The organism is Runella sp. R5_40, assembly GCF_057652295.1.
In genome coordinates, this window is the sequence record NZ_JBYFCH010000006.1 from 340,711 (window position 1) to 360,999 (window position 20,289).

20 protein-coding genes are annotated in these 20,289 nt (G+C 42.9%); 18 read left to right on the forward strand and 2 right to left on the reverse strand.

What is annotated here, in order from left to right; genetic code table 11:
• The first annotated feature begins 7 nt into the window (after positions 1 to 7).
• Entirely contained in the window at positions 8 to 490 is a 483-nt protein-coding gene (locus AC23N5_RS14145; protein WP_183971078.1) for a hypothetical protein, read from the forward strand.
• A gap of 98 nt (positions 491 to 588) precedes the next feature.
• Here the strand turns inward: AC23N5_RS14145 and AC23N5_RS14150 are convergent, their stop codons facing one another.
• Positions 589 to 936, reverse strand: coding sequence for a 4Fe-4S dicluster domain-containing protein (locus tag AC23N5_RS14150; protein ID WP_028522014.1), 348 nt, complete (start codon positions 934 to 936; stop codon positions 589 to 591).
• Between the two features lie 132 nt (positions 937 to 1,068).
• On the opposite strand from AC23N5_RS14150, the gene AC23N5_RS14155 reads away from it, so the two are divergent.
• The 6 genes from AC23N5_RS14155 to AC23N5_RS14180 all read left to right on the forward strand — a co-directional run bounded on the left by AC23N5_RS14155 (position 1,069) and on the right by AC23N5_RS14180 (position 6,974).
• The gene (locus tag AC23N5_RS14155) at positions 1,069 to 2,091 is read left to right on the forward strand and encodes an acyl-CoA reductase (protein WP_487756084.1); all 1,023 of its coding nucleotides are present in this window, start codon (positions 1,069 to 1,071) and stop codon (positions 2,089 to 2,091) included.
• 3 nt (positions 2,092 to 2,094) lie between these two features.
• On the forward strand, positions 2,095 to 2,706 hold the full coding sequence (locus AC23N5_RS14160) for a pseudouridine synthase (protein ID WP_487756085.1): 612 nt from the start codon (positions 2,095 to 2,097) through the stop codon (positions 2,704 to 2,706).
• Between the two features lie 111 nt (positions 2,707 to 2,817).
• Positions 2,818 to 3,981 (forward strand): sialidase family protein, encoded by a 1,164-nt coding sequence (locus AC23N5_RS14165; protein ID WP_487756086.1) that lies wholly within the window; start codon positions 2,818 to 2,820, stop codon positions 3,979 to 3,981.
• Entirely contained in the window at positions 3,978 to 5,090 is a 1,113-nt protein-coding gene (locus tag AC23N5_RS14170; RefSeq protein WP_487756087.1) for an acyltransferase family protein, read from the forward strand. Before AC23N5_RS14165 ends, AC23N5_RS14170 begins: the two co-directional genes overlap by 4 nt.
• Before the next feature lie 379 nt (positions 5,091 to 5,469).
• On the forward strand, positions 5,470 to 6,240 hold the full coding sequence (locus AC23N5_RS14175; RefSeq protein WP_183971084.1) for a histidine kinase: 771 nt from the start codon (positions 5,470 to 5,472) through the stop codon (positions 6,238 to 6,240).
• Positions 6,241 to 6,338: 98 nt separating this feature from the next.
• Entirely contained in the window at positions 6,339 to 6,974 is a 636-nt protein-coding gene (locus AC23N5_RS14180) for a response regulator transcription factor (RefSeq protein ID WP_183971085.1), read from the forward strand.
• A gap of 6 nt (positions 6,975 to 6,980) precedes the next feature.
• Here the strand turns inward: AC23N5_RS14180 and AC23N5_RS14185 are convergent, their stop codons facing one another.
• Positions 6,981 to 8,282 carry a C39 family peptidase gene (locus AC23N5_RS14185; RefSeq protein WP_487756088.1) on the reverse strand — a complete coding sequence of 434 codons (1,302 nt, stop codon included), beginning with the start codon at positions 8,280 to 8,282 and terminating at the stop codon, positions 6,981 to 6,983.
• Between the two features lie 37 nt (positions 8,283 to 8,319).
• Between AC23N5_RS14185 and AC23N5_RS14190 the strand changes: the two genes are divergently transcribed.
• The 11 genes from AC23N5_RS14190 (at position 8,320) to AC23N5_RS14240 (ending at position 20,163) form a co-directional block, all read left to right on the forward strand.
• Positions 8,320 to 8,736: a hypothetical protein gene (locus AC23N5_RS14190; protein ID WP_487756089.1), complete on the forward strand. Its 417-nt coding sequence runs from the start codon at positions 8,320 to 8,322 to the stop codon at positions 8,734 to 8,736.
• Positions 8,733 to 9,437, forward strand: coding sequence for a hypothetical protein (locus tag AC23N5_RS14195; protein WP_487756090.1), 705 nt, complete (start codon positions 8,733 to 8,735; stop codon positions 9,435 to 9,437). The genes AC23N5_RS14190 and AC23N5_RS14195 overlap by 4 nt, the downstream gene beginning before the upstream one ends.
• Positions 9,438 to 9,581: 144 nt before the next feature.
• A complete protein-coding gene (locus AC23N5_RS14200; RefSeq protein WP_487756091.1) occupies positions 9,582 to 10,388 on the forward strand; it encodes a hypothetical protein in 807 nt (268 codons plus the stop codon).
• A gap of 38 nt (positions 10,389 to 10,426) precedes the next feature.
• The gene (locus AC23N5_RS14205; protein ID WP_487756092.1) at positions 10,427 to 11,686 is read left to right on the forward strand and encodes a DUF5018 domain-containing protein; all 1,260 of its coding nucleotides are present in this window, start codon (positions 10,427 to 10,429) and stop codon (positions 11,684 to 11,686) included.
• Positions 11,687 to 11,760: 74 nt separating this feature from the next.
• On the forward strand, positions 11,761 to 13,209 hold the full coding sequence (locus AC23N5_RS14210; RefSeq protein WP_487756093.1) for an outer membrane protein assembly factor BamB family protein: 1,449 nt from the start codon (positions 11,761 to 11,763) through the stop codon (positions 13,207 to 13,209).
• A gap of 758 nt (positions 13,210 to 13,967) precedes the next feature.
• Positions 13,968 to 16,511, forward strand: a complete 2,544-nt coding sequence (locus tag AC23N5_RS14215; RefSeq protein WP_487756094.1) for a TonB-dependent receptor — start codon at positions 13,968 to 13,970, stop codon at positions 16,509 to 16,511.
• A 212-nt stretch (positions 16,512 to 16,723) separates the two neighbouring features.
• Positions 16,724 to 17,272, forward strand: coding sequence for a (2Fe-2S)-binding protein (locus tag AC23N5_RS14220; protein WP_487756095.1), 549 nt, complete (start codon positions 16,724 to 16,726; stop codon positions 17,270 to 17,272).
• Between the two features lie 24 nt (positions 17,273 to 17,296).
• Positions 17,297 to 17,740, forward strand: coding sequence for a thioredoxin family protein (locus AC23N5_RS14225; RefSeq protein WP_183971093.1), 444 nt, complete (start codon positions 17,297 to 17,299; stop codon positions 17,738 to 17,740).
• 13 nt (positions 17,741 to 17,753) lie between these two features.
• Positions 17,754 to 18,680, forward strand: a complete 927-nt coding sequence (locus AC23N5_RS14230) for an FAD:protein FMN transferase (RefSeq protein ID WP_487756096.1) — start codon at positions 17,754 to 17,756, stop codon at positions 18,678 to 18,680.
• A 20-nt stretch (positions 18,681 to 18,700) separates the two neighbouring features.
• Positions 18,701 to 18,922 carry a DUF4266 domain-containing protein gene (locus AC23N5_RS14235; protein ID WP_487756097.1) on the forward strand — a complete coding sequence of 74 codons (222 nt, stop codon included), beginning with the start codon at positions 18,701 to 18,703 and terminating at the stop codon, positions 18,920 to 18,922.
• Positions 18,923 to 18,960: 38 nt separating this feature from the next.
• Complete coding sequence (locus AC23N5_RS14240) at positions 18,961 to 20,163, forward strand: DUF3570 domain-containing protein (RefSeq protein WP_487756098.1); 1,203 nt, start codon at positions 18,961 to 18,963, stop codon at positions 20,161 to 20,163.
• Positions 20,164 to 20,289: the final 126 nt, after the last annotated feature.

The following is a 20,289-nucleotide window of genomic DNA, read 5'->3' on the forward strand; positions in this document are numbered from 1 at the left end:
TACCTGTATGAAAACCATTTTCCGAATGCTGCTTCCGTTGGCAGTTATCAGCTCTTTTTTTGCCTTTACTTCCGTGGTCGATAAGACCTATTATTGGGAGCAATATAACATCGAAATCACGGTTCCGCGCGATTTTAAAATTGTAAAAAATACCAGCAACGAATTTGAAATGAAAGGCGATGGCATGGAATTATTCATGTACATCTGGAACCAAAAGAAACTTGCGGTAGAAGACATGGACGAAGCGACGGTTGAGCTTGCCAAAGAGCTCAAGCTACAAGAAGTTGATGAAGAAGAAGCGTTCAAAAATGGCGACTTCGCGGGCTATTATGTAGAAGGCTTTAAAGATGGCGACCGAGTGATGTTGGCGGGAGTCGTCGATCTCAAAAGCCGCACCAACTTTTTTATCGTGATTACGTTTGACGACAAAGACGAAGAAGCCGAAAAAGAAGCGCTTAAAATTCTTGAAAACATTGACCATAAAGACTAGTCGATGAATCATTAGTCAAGCCGTTGGAACAAAAAAAGCCGCTTCGCGAACGGAGCGGCTTTTGCATATTGGTGTCAAAATGTAATGTCGTTGCCCGACTATTCGCCGTGCATCCAAGCTTTTTTCGCAAGAAGTGTTTCGTCCTCTTCTTCGTTGTCAGGGTCTGGAATACAGCAGTCAACAGGACATACAGCGGCGCATTGTGGTTCTTCGTGGAAACCTACGCACTCTGTACACTTATCGGTTACGATATAGTAAAACTCGTCTGAAACAGGTTTTTGCTTTACTTTTGCACTGACAACGGTTCCGTCGCCGTAGTCGATTTCTTCAAGGGCAGTTCCTCCCGCGAAGGTCCATTCTACACCTCCTTCGTATATTGCAGTATTCGGACATTCTGGCTCACATGCACCACAGTTGATGCATTCGTCAGTAATCATGATAGCCATATTGCAGAGTATCGTTTAGTTTTGGGATATTTGCATTCGCAATTAAAAAACAAATTTACTTATTTAAAGTTTCGGTTGGGGTACAAAAAATATATTTCTTATTTTATTTGTACTTTTCCTATAAATAGTTCAATGAATAATCTCGAAAAACGCATAGCTCCGTTTGTTTCCTTAGGAAAATTACTTAAAACAAACGCCATCGAAGAAATAACGTACCGTGCTCATTCACAAAACCACTGGTTTACGCCTGAGTTTGTGACCGAATCGCTGCGGGCCATTGCTTCCGCTTATTTGGAAGAAGACACACTAATGCGGTGGTTGCAGACATATCCTACCTTGGCCACTGCCGAAGTGGTGACGCCGCAAAAGATTGGGGTCGTGATGGCAGGAAATATTCCCGCCGTGGGTTTTCACGATATGTTGTGTGTTCTTTTGAGTGGGCATCATTTACTGGCCAAACTCAGTTCGGACGACCGCTTATTGATGCTGTTTTTGATGCAACAATTGAAGGAAATCGACCCTACTTTGGCCGAACGTATCACCGTAGCCGAACGCCTCAACGACGCCGATGCTTTCATTGCCACGGGTAGCGATAACACCGCCCGTTATTTTGAGTATTATTTTTCAAAGAAACCCCACATCATTCGCCGCAATCGGACGTCGGTGGGTGTGCTCAATGGTACTGAAACGACCGAAGAACTCGATGCTTTTGGGCGGGATGTCCTTCAGTATTTTGGACTTGGCTGTCGCAACGTGTCAAAGGTCTATGTGCCAGAGGGGTATCGGTTTGATACTTTTTATGAAACCATTGAATATAAGGCCAATACGTACATTAACCACCACAAGTATTTCAATAATTATGAGTACAATAAGTCGGTGTATTTGGTGAATCGTGAGCCGCATTTTGACAATGGCTTCTTGATGATGCGTCAGTCGGCGTCGTTGGTTTCGCCGATTTCGGTGTTGTTTTACGAAACTTATACGTCGGCAGAAGAGCTTGCTGAAAAACTAGCGGAGCAAGCCGAAAAAATTCAGTGCATTGTTTCGCAAAATGGCTGGTTTCCCAACAGCCTCCCGTTGGGACAAGCCCAAGCTCCTACGCTTTTTGACTATGCCGACGGCGTGGACACCATGGCATTTTTAACAAGCCTCTAACTGATGACCGAGGCTTCGCATCGCTATTTTGTACTCAACAAGCCCTATAATATGCTTTCGCAGTTTATAGGGCCTGCTGACGCTCGTAAGCTGGACGAGCTGGCGTTTGATTTTCCCGAAGGAACGCACCCAATTGGGCGGCTCGATGGCATTTCGGAAGGGTTGTTGCTGCTTACGACCAACAAAAAAGTGACTAGATTACTCTTTCAAGGTGAAACTACCCACAAGCGAAGTTATCTGGTACAGGTCTATAAAGTGGTGAGTCCAGAAAACCTTCAACGCCTCCGCGAGGGGGTTGCTATTCGCATTCGTGGTACCGAAGAACTGTATGTCACTGCCCCCTGCGAAGTAGAAATTGTGGAGAAACCGACCAATTTGTTTCAAAGTGGCTACGAATTTGACGAGAGAATTCCGCATACTTGGCTCCTTATTACGATGACCGAGGGCAAATTTCGCCAAATACGAAAAATGGTGACGGCCATCAATCACCGTTGTCAGCGTCTTATTCGGCTCTCCATCGAAGAGCTGTCGTTGGAAGATTTACAACCTGGGCAAGTTCGGGAAATGGAGGAAGAAACGTTTTTTCAACAACTCAAGATTGACAATTGGCGGTAAATCGTACGCACATTTTTTTAACTCTTCCACTAGCCGAAACCACTATTTCAGAGGTATTTGTAGAGGTATTGTTGCTTTTATGAGCGCGCACCCTTCTAATCTACGTCTGACATGAAAAAAATGCTTGTTGCAAGCTGGTTTTTACTGGTTTGTATGGTTCAATGGGGCCTAGCCCAAGTCCCAGGAAGTAAAGTTGCGTACAGCCCAGCTTCGTCGGGGTTGTACATTGGCTCGCCGAGTATTTGCCGCCTTACTAATGGCGACTATTTAGCTTCACACGACTTATTTGGTCCTCAATCCAACGAGTTTGAGCGTCCTGTTTCTTGCATTTATCGCTCGACTGACAAAGGGAAAACGTGGACTCAAATCTCAAAAATCAACGGGCAATTTTGGTCAAAACTCTTTGTTCACCAAGGGAAACTATACTTTTTAGGAACAAGCAAGCACCATGGCAACACCATTATCCGAAAGTCGCTTGATAACGGCGTCACGTGGACTGAGCCTACCGATGGCGAAAACGGGCTGCTATTGGCTGGTGAGTACCACTGCGCGCCTGTTCCGCTGATTGAACACAACGGACGCCTGTGGCGTGCGATGGAGGATGCCATGGGGCCGATTAAGAAATGGGGAAAACGGTACGGGGCGTTTATGATGTCAATGCCACTGGATGCCGACCCAATGAAAGCTTCGAGCTGGAGCCACAGCAACGTGCTACGATACGATTCAACACTTTTGGGTGGGAATTTTGGGGGATGGATAGAGGGCAATGCCGTTGTGACCCCACAAGGAGAATTGCTCGATATTTTACGGGTGGACGATAAAAGTACCCTAGAGGAGAAGGCCGCGTTTGTACACATTAGTGCCGACGGCAAAAACGCCACGTTTGACCCTGCCAAAGACTTTGTCAATTTCCCTGGTGGGAGTAAAAAATTCACGATTCGTTTTGACCCAAAATCAAAACGCTACTGGACGCTTGCCAATTATATTCCTCAAGAAATCAAAGACGCCAATCCCAAACGCAACCCTGCCAGTATTCGTAATACGCAAGCTTTGTTTAGTTCGGAAGACCTGATTCATTGGAAATTACACAAAATAGTTCTTCAACACCCAGATGTCCTGAAACACGGTTTTCAGTACGTGGACTGGCTTTTTGAGGGCAGACACATTGTGTTTTTGTCGCGCACGGCCTACGACGATGGCGCAGGGGGAGCACACAACAACCACGACGCCAATTACCTAACCTTTCACCGCATTAAAAAATTTAGAAAACAGTGAACACAGTAACTCAACCGAGCCGTTTGGCTTCGCTCGACGCCCTGCGTGGCTTTGACATGCTCATGATTTCGGGCGGTGGCGCTTTTCTGTATTTGTTGGGAGGAAAAACAGGATTGTCGTTTATCGACGCCATCGCCGAACAATTCCATCATCCCGATTGGAACGGTTTTACCTTCTACGATTTCATTTTTCCCCTGTTTCTGTTTATGGCGGGGGTGTCGTTGGCGTTTAGCCTCAAGAGTGGTTTGGCCAAAGGCATATCGCAGGCTGAACTGACCAAAAAAGTCTTCAAGCGAATGTTGGTTTTGTTTGTGTTGGGGATTTTGGACAAAAACGCCCCCGTTGATATTTTCGACCCTGCTCATATTCGCTATGGCACTGTTTTGGGGCGCATTGGTATTGCTACTTTTTTAGTGGCTTTGTTGTACATGCGTTTTACGTGGACACAAATGCTCTACATCGCTTTGGGAATTTTAGTGCTTTATTTTTCGGTGTTAATGCTCATTCCTGCCCCTGGTTTTCAGGCAGGAAATTTAACATTTGAGGGGAATTTAGTGGGCTGGCTCGACCGTACGTTGATGCCTGGCCGCCTCAAACAAAAGACCTATGATGAGCTTGCCATGACGACGCAATTGTCGGCCACTTGTCTGACTATTTTTGGGTGTTTGGCAGGAGATATTTTGCAAAATAGTGCTATCTCAGTAGCTCAAAAGCTGAAACAACTGAGTCTGATGGGCGTCATTGGGGTAGTGGTGGGGTTAGCGTGGTCGCCCTTTTTTCCCATCAACAAACACTTGTGGTCGAGTTCATTTATTCTATTAACAGGCGGAATGGCCTTTTTGATGGTGGTTCTTTTCTACTGGATTATCGACGTCAAAAAATACACGCGGTGGACGTTTTTCTTTAAAGTAATTGGGATGAATTCGTTGGTGATTTATTTGGCGTGTCGCTTTATCAGTTTTGGTGAAACCTCGCGGTTGTTGTTTGCGGGGCTATACGGCTATGCCCCCGAGCCGTGGCACGAAGTTTTCAACGCTCTCGGAGGCTTGTTGTTGGTATGGTTGATGCTGTACATAATGTATCGTCACAAGATTTTTGTGAAGGTGTAGTGTCAATAAACGAATAAATGGTATAATCCTGTTTTGCATTACTCCATATTTATGTCAAATTTGGGACGTTGTATCATGAAGTTGTTGATCTATGCGTGCCATATTGATATTCATGCTGATTTTTTTATCCACGGAAAACGTAGCTCACAACCATCAATTTGTGCTACGACGAATAACTGTCAATGGAGTAGAACAACCATTATCCGCAAAACCCGTATTTTTAAAGCTTGATAGTTACCTACAAATTGAAGCAGTTCCACTATATTCTGATTCGGCCACTTATTTTTTTCGATTAAAAAACAGTAGTGACCAATGGATGCAGTGCGCATATCCTGTAGCCCAATTTCAAAAGCTTAGGGGAGGGAACTATCAATTTGAAATGAAAGCTCGAACCTCGACTTTTGAATCTCTGCCAATAACAGTACAAATAAATGTACAAGAAGCTTTTTGGGAAAAATGGTGGTTTTGGCCTGTTGTGGGTATTTATCTGCTTTTCATGGTAGGAGTTGGGTTCTATCTTTTCTTTTTGTACAATTTTCGTCAAAAACTTAGAATTCAGCACATCCGTAATCAAATTGCCGCCGATCTCCATGACGAAGTGGGGTCTAATTTGAGTAGTATTGCCATTTTTGTAGAAGTATTACGAAAAAAAGCACCGCCTGACATGCTGCCTCTCCTAGAAAAAATCATTCATAATTCTCAAGAGTCGGTATCTTTAATGCAAGATACAGTTTGGACTATCAGCCCCAAAAATGATTCCAACGAAAAATTAATTGAGCGGATGCGCTCTTTTGCCTTTGCATTATTGTCTAGTCGTGGTGTTGCCTTGAGTTTTGAGGTAGAAACGGATCTTCAGAAGGTTCATTTTACAATGGAACAGCGAAAAAACTGTTATCTTATTTTTAAGGAAGCGGTCAATAATATTGCCAAACACGCCGAAGCCACCAAAGCAACGGTGGAGATTTCGGCTGATAAACAACGGTTTTACATGCTTATTCAAGATAATGGAAAGGGATTTGATGCTTCGACACTTCAGGGAGGTAATGGACTCTATAATTTCCAAACCCGTGCTCAAGAAGCAGAGATGAATGTGGCAGTTAACTCTTTGCCTACCAAAGGAACCATCGTAAGTATTGAAATGCTATTGTAGCTTTTTATCCCCAAAATTATGGATATTTTTCTCTAGAACTTTTTCAGAATTTTGGAGCTAAATAAATGGGATGTACAGGCAATTAACCAATTATAAAGATGATACGCGTGGTGATGTTTGAAGACAATAAAAATTTTAGGGAAAGCCTCGCGCTGTATTTAGCTGGTACAGAACAAATATGGATGGCGGGTAGCTATCCCGATGCTCGTGAAGCCGTAAGTATCGTCAAAAAACTCAAACCCGACGTAGTGTTGATGGATATACAAATGCCCCACGGCTCAGGTATTGCCGCCATGATTGAAATAAAAAAAGCGTATCCGCAAGTAAAAGTGCTGATACAAACCGTATTTGAAGACGACGACAAGGTATTTCAGGCTATTTGCTCGGGAGCATCAGGCTATTTGGTCAAGAGCCCCAACCCCGAATTGTATGTGCAGGCGATTCAGGAAGTCTATGCAGGGGGTTCACACCTCTCACCGAGTATTGCCCGCAAGGTGGTGGATATGTTTCAGCAGCAATTTGTAAAATCACAGCACACATTTGTGGATCTCACTCGCCGCGAACGCGAAGTCCTGAGCTGTATGGTAAAAGGGCTGAGTTACAAAATGATTGCCGACAGTTGTGGTATCACCTTTCATACAGTATGTACCCATGTCAATCACATTTACGAGAAACTTCACGTCAATTCGGCTCCCGAAGCCGTGGTGAAGGCGTTGGAATGGAAGTTGGTTTAGTCATTGTCAGAGAGAGAGATTATTTATTAAAATGGCCGCCAATGTAGCACGTTCGTAAGCATATCCAGGTTTCACCCCCAATAGTTCATAGTCATAAAAAGGAGTGAAGTAATCTTGTTCATTTGATTGAAAATGCAAAAAATAAAAATGATCGGGTGTAATAACAGCCAGTGAGTAGTTTGGATGCTCGTGGTCAAAGTTAAATGTAAAGTTTAAAATTGTACCATCCAGCTCTACTAACGCATTTATATCTTTAACTACTGTTACATTCAAATACTCCTGAGCACCTAAGAATAAAAACCCATCATCATGAGGCGAATTAAATAATACCAAATCCAGTTTTGGACTATCCGATTCATATACTGTCAAAGTATGTGGACTGCCATTATTGTTATTTCCTAAATCCGCTAGGCTTGTAATTAATTTCGTTAAGGTGCTGCTGTCAATAAAATACTTTCGCAGCAATTTAGTACTTTTTAAATGTAAATTGGAAGAATTCAAATTAAAAAAGCCCCTTAAGTTTGAAACAATCACAGCTATTATTTTATAGATATTCTCTTTAAAATCATCTATAGAACTGACAGAAGGAAGTCGTGGATAATTAGGTTCAGATGTGTTAGGCCAAGTAAGAGTATGAAAATTAATAATTGGATTCGCTGCTTTTTTAAAATCAGTTATAAAAACATTTTTTGAATGTTGAGACATGCAGTATTCTCGTAAAGATTGATATACCCAAGCTGCCCTTTGTGCATGACCATTACAAGGATCTTTATTTGACAAAGGATCATTAACAAGTACCCACGGAGGTTTTGAGGCAGAGTTTTCGTCAATAAAATAACCAATAATGACTATCGCATGACTACCATCAAACGGATAATCACTGCCTAAAAGTATGGGAGTTCCAGAGACAATTATCTGAGTTACATCGGTACTTATCTGGGTGCTACCGTCAATTTTGGATTGAATAAAACTCCAGTTTGGGAAGTTAATGGATTTATAATGAGTGCATTGAATCCCAGCTGATTTAAGAATTTTAGAATAATCTTTATTATTAGAGGCAATGGTTTGATATGTTTCACCACATTTTAGAGATGGTTTGTTCAACATAACAGTCAAAGTTTGCCTCTGGCCTGGAGTAGTAGCACGACGATCTAAAAGTAGATTCAAATAAGTATCTAAAAGAACTTTTTGCTGCATGTCAGAAGCTGGGGGTAAAAATTCAGCAATCATTTCCATACAGGCAGCCCAACAAAGTCTATTTCCCTGTTGTACAATCGGATTTATAGGTAAAATTTTTATATTGCTCATGTTTTAATTTTTTCTAAACTTAACAATTTTTTTAAAAATGAGAAAGCAAATTATTGACGCAGCAGACATAGATAAATCTGCTGCAAAGAAAATTGAACTATCCGACCTCTTGCGTAGAACCCTGATAAAACGTTTGTGCAACAGTAGAGAAAGAATAGATTTGTTGTCAACTGGCAGCGATGGTTTGTTGATTCGATTGACAAGCATGAATGACCGAGTTCGGATATCACGAACTACTCACTCGCTCAATAGAGGACGAAGTTTGGGAAATCATGAATTTGGGATTACCACGGCCGCTTTAAACGAACTGTTCGCACTAACTGATGTATCGCTTGAAATAAATGTGTGCGAACAAAATGGAGAAAAATTTATTATCATTGAAGGGAAAGACCAACCCTGTGGTGATGACGGTCACGGAGGTGACGGAGTGAAAGTAAAAATACCGACAGTATGACCGAAACAGCATACGCACAACTTGTTATTAATCTGGGGTATGGGCTATTAGCTGCACGAGGAGTCTTGCTTTTCGTGTTGATAAGGAGGCTTTTCCCTATTTCGAGTCAACAAGCGCTTTATTGGCTATTTTGGAACTCATTAGGGATGTTTTTGATAGCTGTCTTTGAGCTTGTATTTATTTATGTTATCAATCATTACCCCTCTACTTGGCCTTTCTTAGCTCGTTTAGAAATTGACGACACTTTTTTTATTTCACCTTTTTATTTTCTTAATGATTTTTTATTTCTCAACTTGTTTTTTAGCAAGATTGTTGGCAAAAAAATCGGAAATTGGGTGCAATATGCAGGCTTTATCTTAGTTGTGTTTGAAATAGTAAATACTCTTTATTTTGAAGGATATAAAGATGCTCAGCCCATTGGATCTTTTCTGATAGCTTTGAACGGGATTGTATTATCTATTTTATTTTTTAGACAGTATTTTTTAAGTAAATTTAAAATGCCTCTTCTTCGAAATGGGCTTGTATTCATTGTTGGTGGCATTTTTTTTCAATATATTTTTTCAATTCTGTTCTATTTTTTTTCTGATTTATTATACAATGAGAATATAATTTTGTATTATCAAATCAGTACTGTAAGAATGGTAATGGATATAAGTGCCTTGTTATTAATGGCCTATGGTGTTGCAAAGGTCAAAATATAGGCTGTGTCATAACTACTGAAAAGCCGCTCCATCCTAGCGGCTTTTTTATGTCTCATCCCTAAAATTGTTGATTTTCTATCTTTTCATTTCTCCTGAACTTTGGGCTATTAAAAATGCTTCAGCTTAGTCAACCCAATAGTTCAAATGAAAACCCTACAAAAACTCATCACTCTGGCTTTTTTGCTTATTACTGTGGCTGCCTGCCAGGATCATCGTACCCCAACCCCGCCCTGCAAAGTTTCGGTCATCGATCGAGGCAATGGCAACAAACATACCTATACCTACGACGCCAACGGTAAGATTATCCAAATGGCAAGAGAGTTTGACGGAACGGGCTCAGGAAAAACCTCCACTTACATATATAGCTTTACGTACGATGCTTCTGGCTTGCTTATCAAGTCGGCGATAAAATTAGATGGGAAGGAGTACAGCACGGAAACTTATAGCTATTACTACAGTCAAATCTCAAAAGTAACCTATCTCAACGCCGACGGCAGTGAGGGAATCAACAACCTTAAATACAACGCAGCTGGCCAAATCACTGAGTTTACCTACGAAACGGGCGACCCTAATTTGGACGGAAAACAGTATTTTGAATACGATGCCAACGGTATTATCACAAAGCGCGGCTTTGCCGACTTACAGGGTAATAAGTACTTTGAAGTAATCATTAATCCTGTCGGGATAGTAAAATCGCCAGAGCAATTGCTGGTTAAAAGTGGCTTACCGTTTGATGTGTTATCGGGCTTTTCGTGGCAGGTCGCTGAGGGTAATGTAGGTACAACCTATGAGTCATTTTTTGCTGACCAAGATGGCAAATTAGTATCCGACGGCAAAGAGAAAATTACGGACGTAAAGACCAACTCGCAGGGTTATCTCATTGAAAATGCCACGATCGATGCTGCCAACAAAAGTAGTAATCAGCGAATTACGCTGATGGATTGCAATTAAAAATACTCTTTTCTTCTACTAAAATCACACAGAAACAAATGAAAGCACATTTTCACTTGCGCACAATTATGCCCTATTTTTTCATCATTGGGCTTATTTCAGTCTGGTCTTGCAAGGAAAAAGCGACCCCAACCCCCATAACAAAAAGTTCGGCGAAATCCATTGCCAAATTTACATTCGGGACGCTCACTCCAGCAGTGGAGGCTACCGTAAGTGGTACTGCCATTGCGGCCACTGTACCAGCAGGGACGGATATTACTAAGCTTGTGCCTACCATTACGCTCTCAGATAAAGCTACGGTTTCGCCCGCATCGGGAGTGGTGCAGGATTTTTCCATTCCTGTTCCGTATGTAGTAACAGCGGAAGACGGAACCAAGCAGACGTATGTTGTAACTGTTACGAAACTTGCGACACCCAAAAGTTCGGCAAAAAATATTCTAACAGTGTCATTTGATAAAACAAATCCGGCGGTAAAAGCTACCGTTGATACAACAGCTAAAATTGTAACGGCTCTGCTGCCCGTCGGCACTGACGTAACGAAACTGGTGCCGACCATTACGCTTTCCGACAGGGCAACGATATCGCCAGCCTCAGGCATGGCGCAAGATTTTTCAAAAGAGGTTACTTATACCGTCACGGCAGAGGATGGCAGCACCAAAACTTTTATAATGAAGGCTGCTACTGACGCCTATTACTTTACCAACATACGGATGACGGTAAATGAAGATAAAGGCAACCGGTCATTGAACGACTCCTGTTTGCTAAATCTACGTACAGGCAACGTTTACATGCTGAAAGATGGAGCAGCCAATGCCGCCAATGTAGATTTTATTCTCAACCAGTATTGTAGCTTAGAATTGTATTCTCCTGCTGCCATCATCTATTGTGGGGTTAGCTGTGGCGTAAGTAAAGTGAATGAAATAATAGTGAGCCAAAAATGGACTTCCTATCGAAAAGGATTTGTAGATAATGTGAATAAAAATCAGGTTAAGGCAGGGGAATTTGGTTCTGGCCAGATAGCGGCCAGCGACTGGAATAACCTGAACTTTGCTGCAGATTTCAACAAACAGTTCAGCGTGGGGCGTGCATTAACACTGGAAAAAGCAGACGACTACCTGGATGGACAAACTACGCTGATAGGAACTAACAATACGTGTGAGCCTTCCACACTTTCCGATCAGGTACTCTACAGGTTCCTAACTCAGGAAGGTAAAAAAGGGCTAATGAGAATAAACAAATATGGAAAAACGGCAAACGGTGGTTACTATGTAATGATTGATATTAAGGTGCAAAAATAGGCAACTTTTGGCTCAACCGTGGCACTTTTCCAAACTTAACCAATTTTTTCAAACTGCTTAAACTCCAAATTACAATGAAATCACACCTCAATTTTCGCTATTTAGCCGTCTTTTCTCTGATTCTGGTGCTTTTGTGGTCTTGCAAAACGGCTGATACTCCTACACCCACCCCAACACCTGGAACCACTACCAAAAGTTCTGCTAAAGACATCACTAAATTTAGTTTTGCTGCCCTTAGCCCTGCCGTAGATGCTACCATTGATGCTACTGCCAAAACCATCTCGGCGACCGTACCTGCTGCTACTGATTTGACCAAACTTGTACCGACCATTACTATTTCTGATAAAGCAACCATTTCACCTGCCACGGGTATAGCTCAGGATTTTTCTAAGGAAGTGAGCTATACGGTTACGGCTGAGGATGCAAGTACGCAAGTATATAAAGTAACTGTGAAAAAAGACGCGGTTGTCGGTACAGGCTCCAACTTCTTATATGTTGGCGAATTCGGAGGTTTAACGGCTTATGACCCGGCCACTGGCAAACAACTTTGGAAGTTCTCCACTAATAGTAAGGATGTCAGAACGGACCCGTATTTGCTGGATGGAATTGTGTATTTTGGGTCAGATGAAAACAAAATGTACGCTGTAGATGCAAAAACAGGTACTAAGAAGTGGGAGTTTCAAACAGTAGGTGCCCCTGTTTCAAGTCCTGTTGTTGAGAAGGGAATACTGTATTTTGGCGGCGGAAGCGGTGACAATAAAGTGTATGCGTTAGATGTCGCTTCAGGCGCAAAAAAATGGGAGTTCTCTGTGGCTTCTGTAATCCAGTCAAGCCCAACGGTCGCCGATGGTATTGTTTATATAACCTCCTTTTCCGATAAAATACTCTTTGCATTAGATGCCTCAACAGGCAGTTTAAAATGGAAATATGCTTCTTCTGACTCGAAAGGCGGCGTTTGTGTCGCCAATGGTTTAGTAATCGTTTCTGATAATAACAATAAAGGCTTATTGGCATTAGAGGCAGCAACAGGAGCTGTTAAGTGGAGAGCCGTTGGGGGAAGTCTATTTGTAGGCTCTGTTACTGTGTCCAACGATATTGTTTATGCTTCCAATTATGACAAAGCAACCCTTCATGCCTTAGATATAAAAACAGGGGCAGAAAAATGGAAGTTTGCAACTACACTTTCGGGCAGTTTTCAATCTTCTCCAATTACTGGCAATGGACTGGTTTACTTTGTTGGCGGCGATGATTATCTATATGCTCTTGATGCAGCTACTGGCGCAAAAAAATGGTCTCTAAACAGTTTTAAACAGTTTTTGGGGCCTGTCTTTGCCAATGGTATTTTGTATGCATCCTCAACAAATATTAATGGAACGTATGATCCTCGTATTCATGCGCTTGATGCCGCCACTGGCGCAAGAAAAATAGCAATGGGAACAAATACAACTGATGCAAGGACAAATCCTGCCTTATGGATAGATGGAAAAGTGTATATGTCTAGCAGTAGTGGAGCAGTACAATAAATCAGCATCCTAACTAAAATCAATCCACTCATTAACCATTTACGACAATGCTAACACAAATTAGACTTGACAATCACCACCTGATGTGTAGAGGCACTTTACCTATGAATCTCCGACAGGACCATGTGCGAGAACTGCAGTTTCATGTACCAAAATTCAAATCTCCTCCCACTGTTTCAGCCACAATACATAGTAGCGACAGTACGGGTAATGGGATGGGAAAATAGCGATGCTGGGTTTCCAATAGAAGATGAAAAAGCCAATTCGGGTAATTCAGTGAGTCAAGAATTTGAAAAAGGTGTAATAAATAAGAAGGGGAATGAGATAGAATTTGTAGCTAATCGTACACGAATTCGCTCGCGTCCTCGCTCAGATGTTTTTACTCCTAGATAGGTTATTCTTATTCTGAACTAGAGTTGCACTTGAATGACAACGATGCTTTTTTCTGATAGGTGAAAAATGACCAGTCATCGGTTGCTGTTTGTTAGTAGCCGATGATTTTTTATTTAACCCATTTTTTGACTTAACTCCACACTACTTTCCACGAAACACCCCATTTTACTCTATTAATTGCCGTTTTTTGCCGATAGAATCGGAATTGTATTCTACTAATGTATCTGAAAGACGAATAAAGGTTAAAAAATGCCTCTAATCGGCCAAAAACCGCCACTTATCGTCGTTTGACTACCCTCAGTCTATTGCATTTTTTTGCGAACTGCTCACCTATTTGTTTTGTGTCATCAAAACGAACAAAGCAGATGAAAAATATTCTCACTCTCGTCATAGTAGCATTGGGCATGACAGCCGCCCACGCTCAATTTCCAGGTGGTCCAGGTGGTATGCAAAGCGGTGATGGCAATGGCCGCAACCGTAACACAACTACCCAACAGCCTAGCTTAAACCTTGAAAGTAACGCTCCTAAAGGCAACTCACGCATTACAGGTTTTGTGATTGATTCTGCTGCTACGCAAGCAGTGGAGTTTGCGAACATCGCCCTCTTCAATAAAGCCACAGGCAAGCCTGTAGATGGTACCATGGCCGACGAAAAAGGGAAGTTTACCTTAAAAAGCATCGCCGCTGGTGACTATAAATTGATGATTTCGTTCATTGGATTTAAAGACAAAACCATTGATAACATCAAACTTGCAAAAGGACAAGAGCTTGATTTGGAGGTAATTAAACTCAGTCCCGATGTGCGTACCCTTGCTGAAGTGGTCGTGACGGGTGAGAAGTCAATGATTGAAGAAAAAGTGGATCGCATGGTGTATAACGCCGAAAAAGACCTTACCTCTCGTGGGGGCGATGCCGCGGATATTCTTAAAAAAGTACCGATGTTGAGCGTCGATTTGGACGGAAACGTTTCGCTTCGCGGAAGCTCTAACATTCGAGTATTGATTAACAATAAACCCTCAACAATCGTAGCAAGTAGCATTGCGGATGCCTTGAAAATGATTCCTGCCGATTTGATTAAATCAGTGGAAGTAATCACTTCTCCCTCCGCCAAATACGATGCCGAAGGTTCTGCGGGTATCATCAATATCATTACCAAAAAATCAACCCTCCAAGGGCTTACCCTAAACCTCGATGCTGGGGTAGGAGTGCGTGGCTCAAACCTTAGCTTAAACGGTAACTACCGCCAAGGAAAATTGGGAATCACGCTCGGTGGTTTTGGACGGATGTTTTACAACAAAGCCGCTACAACGCTAGACCAAACGACGATTCAAAACGGCATGTCGTTGTTGACTAAACAATCGACCGACGCCTATGACAATGGGTTGTTTGGACGTTACAACCTCGGATTTGATTATGATTTGGGAAAAAATCAGTCATTGACGGCGGGCGTGAGCTTTGGAACGCGTAACATGATTCGTAGCCAAGATATGACAAGTAACTTGTTTACTAACAACGCATTAACTTCTACAACCCTCCGTGATGTAACTACCCGCGACCTTTCAAATAACGTGGATATGAACCTCGACTACATTCGTACGTTCAAAACCCCAGGAAAAGAGTGGTCGATTTCGACACAATACAGCCGCAGTAACCTTACCAATAACTTCAACGCTGACTTGTTGAGCCAAAGCAGCATGTTGTTGAGCCGTCAGAAGAACTTGAACTCGAACGTTAACCAAGAGGCGACGATTCAGACCGATTACCAAACGCCCATCAAAGCAAATCAGATGTTTGAAATCGGTGCCAAAACCATCATGCGTCAAGTAAACAGTGATTATAGCTACCAAGTGGCAGGGGCGACGGGTGAGTTTGCGGCCGATGCACGTAATCCAAAAGGGTTGCTGAATTACAACCAAAACATCGTGGCAGGGTACATGTCTTACACTTACTCTACTGCCAACAAATATACCTTTAAAGTAGGATCACGCTATGAATACACAACGATTGATGCCCAAGACCAAATTGGTAAAATCAACATTCCTAGCTACGGTAGCTTAGTGCCAAGCATCAATATTTCAAAGAATATCAAAGGAAAAACAACGGTAAAAGCAGCCTATAACCGCCGTATTCAGCGCCCAGGTTTGCAGCAGTTGAACCCCAACTTTAACGCCGCTAACCCATACAATATCAGCATCGGTAATCCGAATTTGAAGCCTGAATTGACCGACAACTTTGAGTTGGCTTTGAGTACAAGCATCAAAAAAACGTACCTCAATGCCTCGGTGTTTAGCCGCTCAACCAACAACAGCATCATGCGTTTGAGTTCGCCTTCTGATACCCTGGCAGGGGCAATTATTACAACCTTTGAAAACATCGGTAAGCAACAAGTAGTGGGAGCCAATATCTTTGCCAACGTGTATCTTACACCAAAATGGACGTTGAACGGTGGAGTGGATGTGTATTATAACTACTTGGAAGGCAAAGTTCAAGGCTTGGATGGAACTTCAATCAATACCAGTAACTCGGGTGTCGTGATTGGCGGGCGTATCATGTCAAGTCTTTCACTCAACAAAGGCTGGGCGGTGCAAGCACACGGCGGTATGAGAGGAAACCAAGTGACGCTTCAAGGGGTTCAAGGAAGCTTTTACATGTACTCGTTGGGTGTTCGTAAAGAATTCAACAATAAAAAAGGAAGCCTTGGTCTTGCCACAGACAACTTCTTGGGTGGCATGAGAATGACTTCAACTTCGGTAACTCCGATTTTGAATCAAACGATGGTCAACAATATTTATAACCAAAACATCAAGCTGACATTCAGCTACAAGATTGGTAAAATGAGCTTTGTTGCCCCTAAGAAAACCAAAGGCGTAAGAAACGACGACGTAAAAGAAGGCGGCGATAACAACTAAGCCACCTTACTTTCAAAGAAAAGTAGATAGATAGAGTGAATAAGACAAACGGCGAGCAACTGCTCGCCGTTTGTCTTTGTATCATTTTGGTACAAAAATGATTTTCAACTATTTTGAAAACTTCTAAATTGAAAATTATTTTCTAATTCCGAGCAACACTTAACAGAAAGCGTACGTAATGTTGGGTAACTGACCAACCAAAAGTTCAAGACATGGAACGCTATTCGCGCTATCAATTTTTAAAGTCAATGGGTTTTAAGGGGGCTGCACTGATGGCATTGATGACCTCTTGTATTCGAGAAGAAGATACTTACGTTGAAGCCTTGTCGGTTAACCCAAATTCGAGTACGGGGACCAGCACAGGCACGGGAACAGGTACAGGTACAAGCACGGGGACTGGAACTGGAACAAGCACGGGTAGCACAACAGGTTCAACGACTGACCTCAGCACCATTACCAATCGGCTTCTTACCATCGACCTTACTGCTACGGCCAACGCTGCGCTGAAAACAGTAGGCGGGTATCTTGTTAAGAGTGGGATTGTGGTGGCGCAGTCGAGCGCAGGAGTGTATGTTGCGGCGACCCAAACGTGTACGCATGAACCTAAAAAGAAAATCATTTTTAACAAAACAGAGTACTATTGCACCGACCACGGCGCACGTTTTGACCTGACAGGAAAAGGCTTAAACAGTTTTGGTAGCAAGGGCCTTACCGTTTACAAAACCGCTACCGATGGTACAACCCTTGTTGTTTATAGTTAGTCAAACTTTCTTCCTCCATTAACCATGAAATTTATCACGTCACTTCTCATCAGCACATTGTGGCTGGCAGCTCCGCAATGGGGCAACGATTTTTCTAAGGCGCAAAATGAAGCCAATCAAAACCATAGGTATATTTTGCTGAACTTCTGTGGGTCAGATTGGTGCGGGCCTTGCATTAAGTTAAAAAGAGACATTTTTGAATCCGCTGATTTTGAACAATATGCGTCTCAGCATTTGGTGTTGGTAAGGGCCGATTTTCCCCGTTTGAAAAAAAATCAGCTTGATGCCAAACTGACCTCCCACAATGAATCGTTGGCTGATAAATACAATTCTCAGGGAAAGTTTCCGCTGACTGTCTTGGTGGACGCCCACGGCAAAGTTGTGAAAGAATGGGAAGGATACCCAGCGTCAATGAGTACCCAGTCGCTCATCAATGATATTGATGCCGTGATTAACAGCAAACAATAAACGCCGTCTTTTCTTGAAAATCTTGCACAAACGCGTATGTCGATTGATGGGCAATCGCTTCGAAATCAGCGCTGTATCAGAAGATGAAACTTGGGCGCAAGCGCGAATTGATGAGGCCATAGCCGAAATTCAACGGATTGAAGCGCTTTTTACTACCTTCAACGACAATAGCCAGACCAATCGAATCAACGCCAACGCAGGAATTTCGCCCGTAAAAGTAGATCGAGAGGTGTTTGAATTAGTAAAGCGCTCGCTGCGAATCTCGGAGGTTACCCAAGGAGCTTTTGACATCACGTACGGGTCGATAGATAAGAGTTTGTGGAATTTTGATACCCAAATGACGGCCTTACCCGACTCCAAAACCGCCCGCCAAATGGTGCGACTTATCAATTACCGTAATGTGATTTTGGACGAAGCAGAAGGCAGCGTCTTTTTGAAAGAAAAGGGAATGCGTATAGGTTTTGGCGGTATAGGCAAAGGCTACGCCGCCGAAATGGCCAAAAGGCTGATGATACAACGAGGCGTAGAAAACGGAATCGTGAATGCGTCGGGGGACTTGACTACTTGGGGGACTCAGCCCAACGGCGAACCTTGGACGATTGGAATCGCTCATCCCGATGCCAAAGAGCAACCTTTTTCGTACTTCAACATCAGCAACATTTCAGTCGCCACTTCGGGCAATTACGAAAAATATGTGATGATAGGGGGGAAGAAATATTCACATACGATTGACCCCAAAACGGGCTTGCCCGTATCGGGGATTAAAAGTGTGACGATTATTTGCCCCAATGCCGAAATTGCCGATGCCATGGCCACGCCCGTAACTGTGATGGGCGTCCGAGTTGGGTTAGATTTAATCAACCAAATGCAAGGAATGGCCTGCGTCATTATTGATGATACAAATCGTGTGTTTACCTCAAAAAATATCAAAATCAGTTAACCAAAGACTGATAAAGTCCTATGAGAAAGCAATTAAAAAACGGGTTCTTCTTCGCTGCGGTTGTGGGAAGTATGACCTCTTGCGTGACGGTGAAAGAATACCAAAAGAGCCATATCAATGACTCCGAAATGGAGTTGTCGGCCCGCAAGTCTGAAAAGTTTGAGCAAAGTTTTTACCTCTATCGGGAGGGAGCGTCAGGAGCCAATGGGGGCAAAAGCGGCGGTGGCTGTGGTTGCAACTAGCGTATTTTCTACCTATGTATCTTTCATCGTAAATTTTAATGAAAAAAATCATCATCAGTGTAGGGCTGCTTGCTGGGCTGCTTCGGGGAGGGTATGCCCAATCCGAAAAAGACACCTACGAAAAGCGTAAACTCAAAATTGACGAAGTAAACTTGGTCAGTAGCTATTACGGACAAGATGGCAATAACTCAGCCGTGACGGGTGGGATAGGTACCGAAAAACTAGGCGATTTTGCCAATTCGATTGATTTGAAATTGTCTTTTATCGACCGAAAAAGCCGCCAGCACAGCATCGTCGCCGATTTCAATATCGACCATTATACTTCCGCTTCTTCCGATAATATCGATCCGTTGACGGTTTCGTCGGCCTCGCGCAGCGATACGCACGTTTATCCGTCGCTTTCGTGGAGCGTGAAAGACGATGCCACGCATACAACGAAGGGCATTAGTTATTCATATTCGACCGAATACGACTATCAATCGCACGGGATAAACCTTAGTTTTTCTAAGTCGTCGAAAGACAATAACCGTGAGTTTAGCCTAAAAGCAGGGGCGTTTTTTGATACTTGGACGGCGATTTTGCCTGCCGAACTACGCCCATCGGGCTATGGCTCTGCGGCCGAAGGAGACCGTGATCCCGTAGCTTATAAACCACGAAATTCGTACAATTTAGCGCTGTCGCTTTCGCAAGTGATTAACAAACGCTTGCAGGTATTGTTTACGGTCGAGCCATCCTTCCAGCAAGGATTACTTAGTACGCCATATCACCGAGTATATTTTACGAATGGTTCACATACGGTTGAAAAACTACCTGGAAGCCGTTTTAAACTCCCCGTGGGAGCACGTATCAGCTACTTTGCAGGCGACCGCCTTATTTTGCGTGGGTTTTATCGGTTCTACAACGATGATTGGGGAATGACCGCGCATACTGTCAACGTAGAAGCTTCGTACAAAGTGACGCCGTTTTTCTCGGTTAGTCCGTTTTATCGGTTTAGCAACCAAACCGCCGTGCGCTACTTCAAACCGTACGCCCAGCACCAAGCCACCGAAACGTATTATACCAGCGACTATGATATTTCGGGTTTTACCAGTCATTTCGTAGGCATGGGACTTCGGTTTGCGCCTCCAGGGGGTATGTTTGGAATAAAACACTGGAATACCATTGAGGTGCGTTATGGGCATTATATGCGTAGTACAGGAATGGTCGGCAACAGCATTACGCTGGCAATGAAGTTGAAGTAAAAGTAGGTTTCCGTTTTTATGGATCAAAACCAAAATTTGTGGAGCAACTTGGATTAAGCATATAACTGCGTTAGCCGATAAAGGAAAAATTCCACATTCCTTACCCCTCGGAACTGACTTCTAAAG

Coding starts and splice junctions, on each gene's coding strand:
- AC23N5_RS14145 (WP_183971078.1), top strand. CDS start 8: ATGAAAACCATTTTCCGAATGCTGCTTCCGTTGGCAGTTATCAGCTCT.
- AC23N5_RS14150 (WP_028522014.1), bottom strand. CDS start 936: ATGGCTATCATGATTACTGACGAATGCATCAACTGTGGTGCATGTGAG.
- AC23N5_RS14155 (WP_487756084.1), top strand. CDS start 1,069: ATGAATAATCTCGAAAAACGCATAGCTCCGTTTGTTTCCTTAGGAAAA.
- AC23N5_RS14160 (WP_487756085.1), top strand. CDS start 2,095: ATGACCGAGGCTTCGCATCGCTATTTTGTACTCAACAAGCCCTATAAT.
- AC23N5_RS14165 (WP_487756086.1), top strand. CDS start 2,818: ATGAAAAAAATGCTTGTTGCAAGCTGGTTTTTACTGGTTTGTATGGTT.
- AC23N5_RS14175 (WP_183971084.1), top strand. CDS start 5,470: ATGAAAGCTCGAACCTCGACTTTTGAATCTCTGCCAATAACAGTACAA.
- AC23N5_RS14180 (WP_183971085.1), top strand. CDS start 6,339: ATGATACGCGTGGTGATGTTTGAAGACAATAAAAATTTTAGGGAAAGC.
- AC23N5_RS14185 (WP_487756088.1), bottom strand. CDS start 8,282: ATGAGCAATATAAAAATTTTACCTATAAATCCGATTGTACAACAGGGA.
- AC23N5_RS14190 (WP_487756089.1), top strand. CDS start 8,320: ATGAGAAAGCAAATTATTGACGCAGCAGACATAGATAAATCTGCTGCA.
- AC23N5_RS14195 (WP_487756090.1), top strand. CDS start 8,733: ATGACCGAAACAGCATACGCACAACTTGTTATTAATCTGGGGTATGGG.
- AC23N5_RS14200 (WP_487756091.1), top strand. CDS start 9,582: ATGAAAACCCTACAAAAACTCATCACTCTGGCTTTTTTGCTTATTACT.
- AC23N5_RS14205 (WP_487756092.1), top strand. CDS start 10,427: ATGAAAGCACATTTTCACTTGCGCACAATTATGCCCTATTTTTTCATC.
- AC23N5_RS14210 (WP_487756093.1), top strand. CDS start 11,761: ATGAAATCACACCTCAATTTTCGCTATTTAGCCGTCTTTTCTCTGATT.
- AC23N5_RS14215 (WP_487756094.1), top strand. CDS start 13,968: ATGAAAAATATTCTCACTCTCGTCATAGTAGCATTGGGCATGACAGCC.
- AC23N5_RS14220 (WP_487756095.1), top strand. CDS start 16,724: ATGGAACGCTATTCGCGCTATCAATTTTTAAAGTCAATGGGTTTTAAG.
- AC23N5_RS14225 (WP_183971093.1), top strand. CDS start 17,297: ATGAAATTTATCACGTCACTTCTCATCAGCACATTGTGGCTGGCAGCT.
- AC23N5_RS14235 (WP_487756097.1), top strand. CDS start 18,701: ATGAGAAAGCAATTAAAAAACGGGTTCTTCTTCGCTGCGGTTGTGGGA.
- AC23N5_RS14240 (WP_487756098.1), top strand. CDS start 18,961: ATGAAAAAAATCATCATCAGTGTAGGGCTGCTTGCTGGGCTGCTTCGG.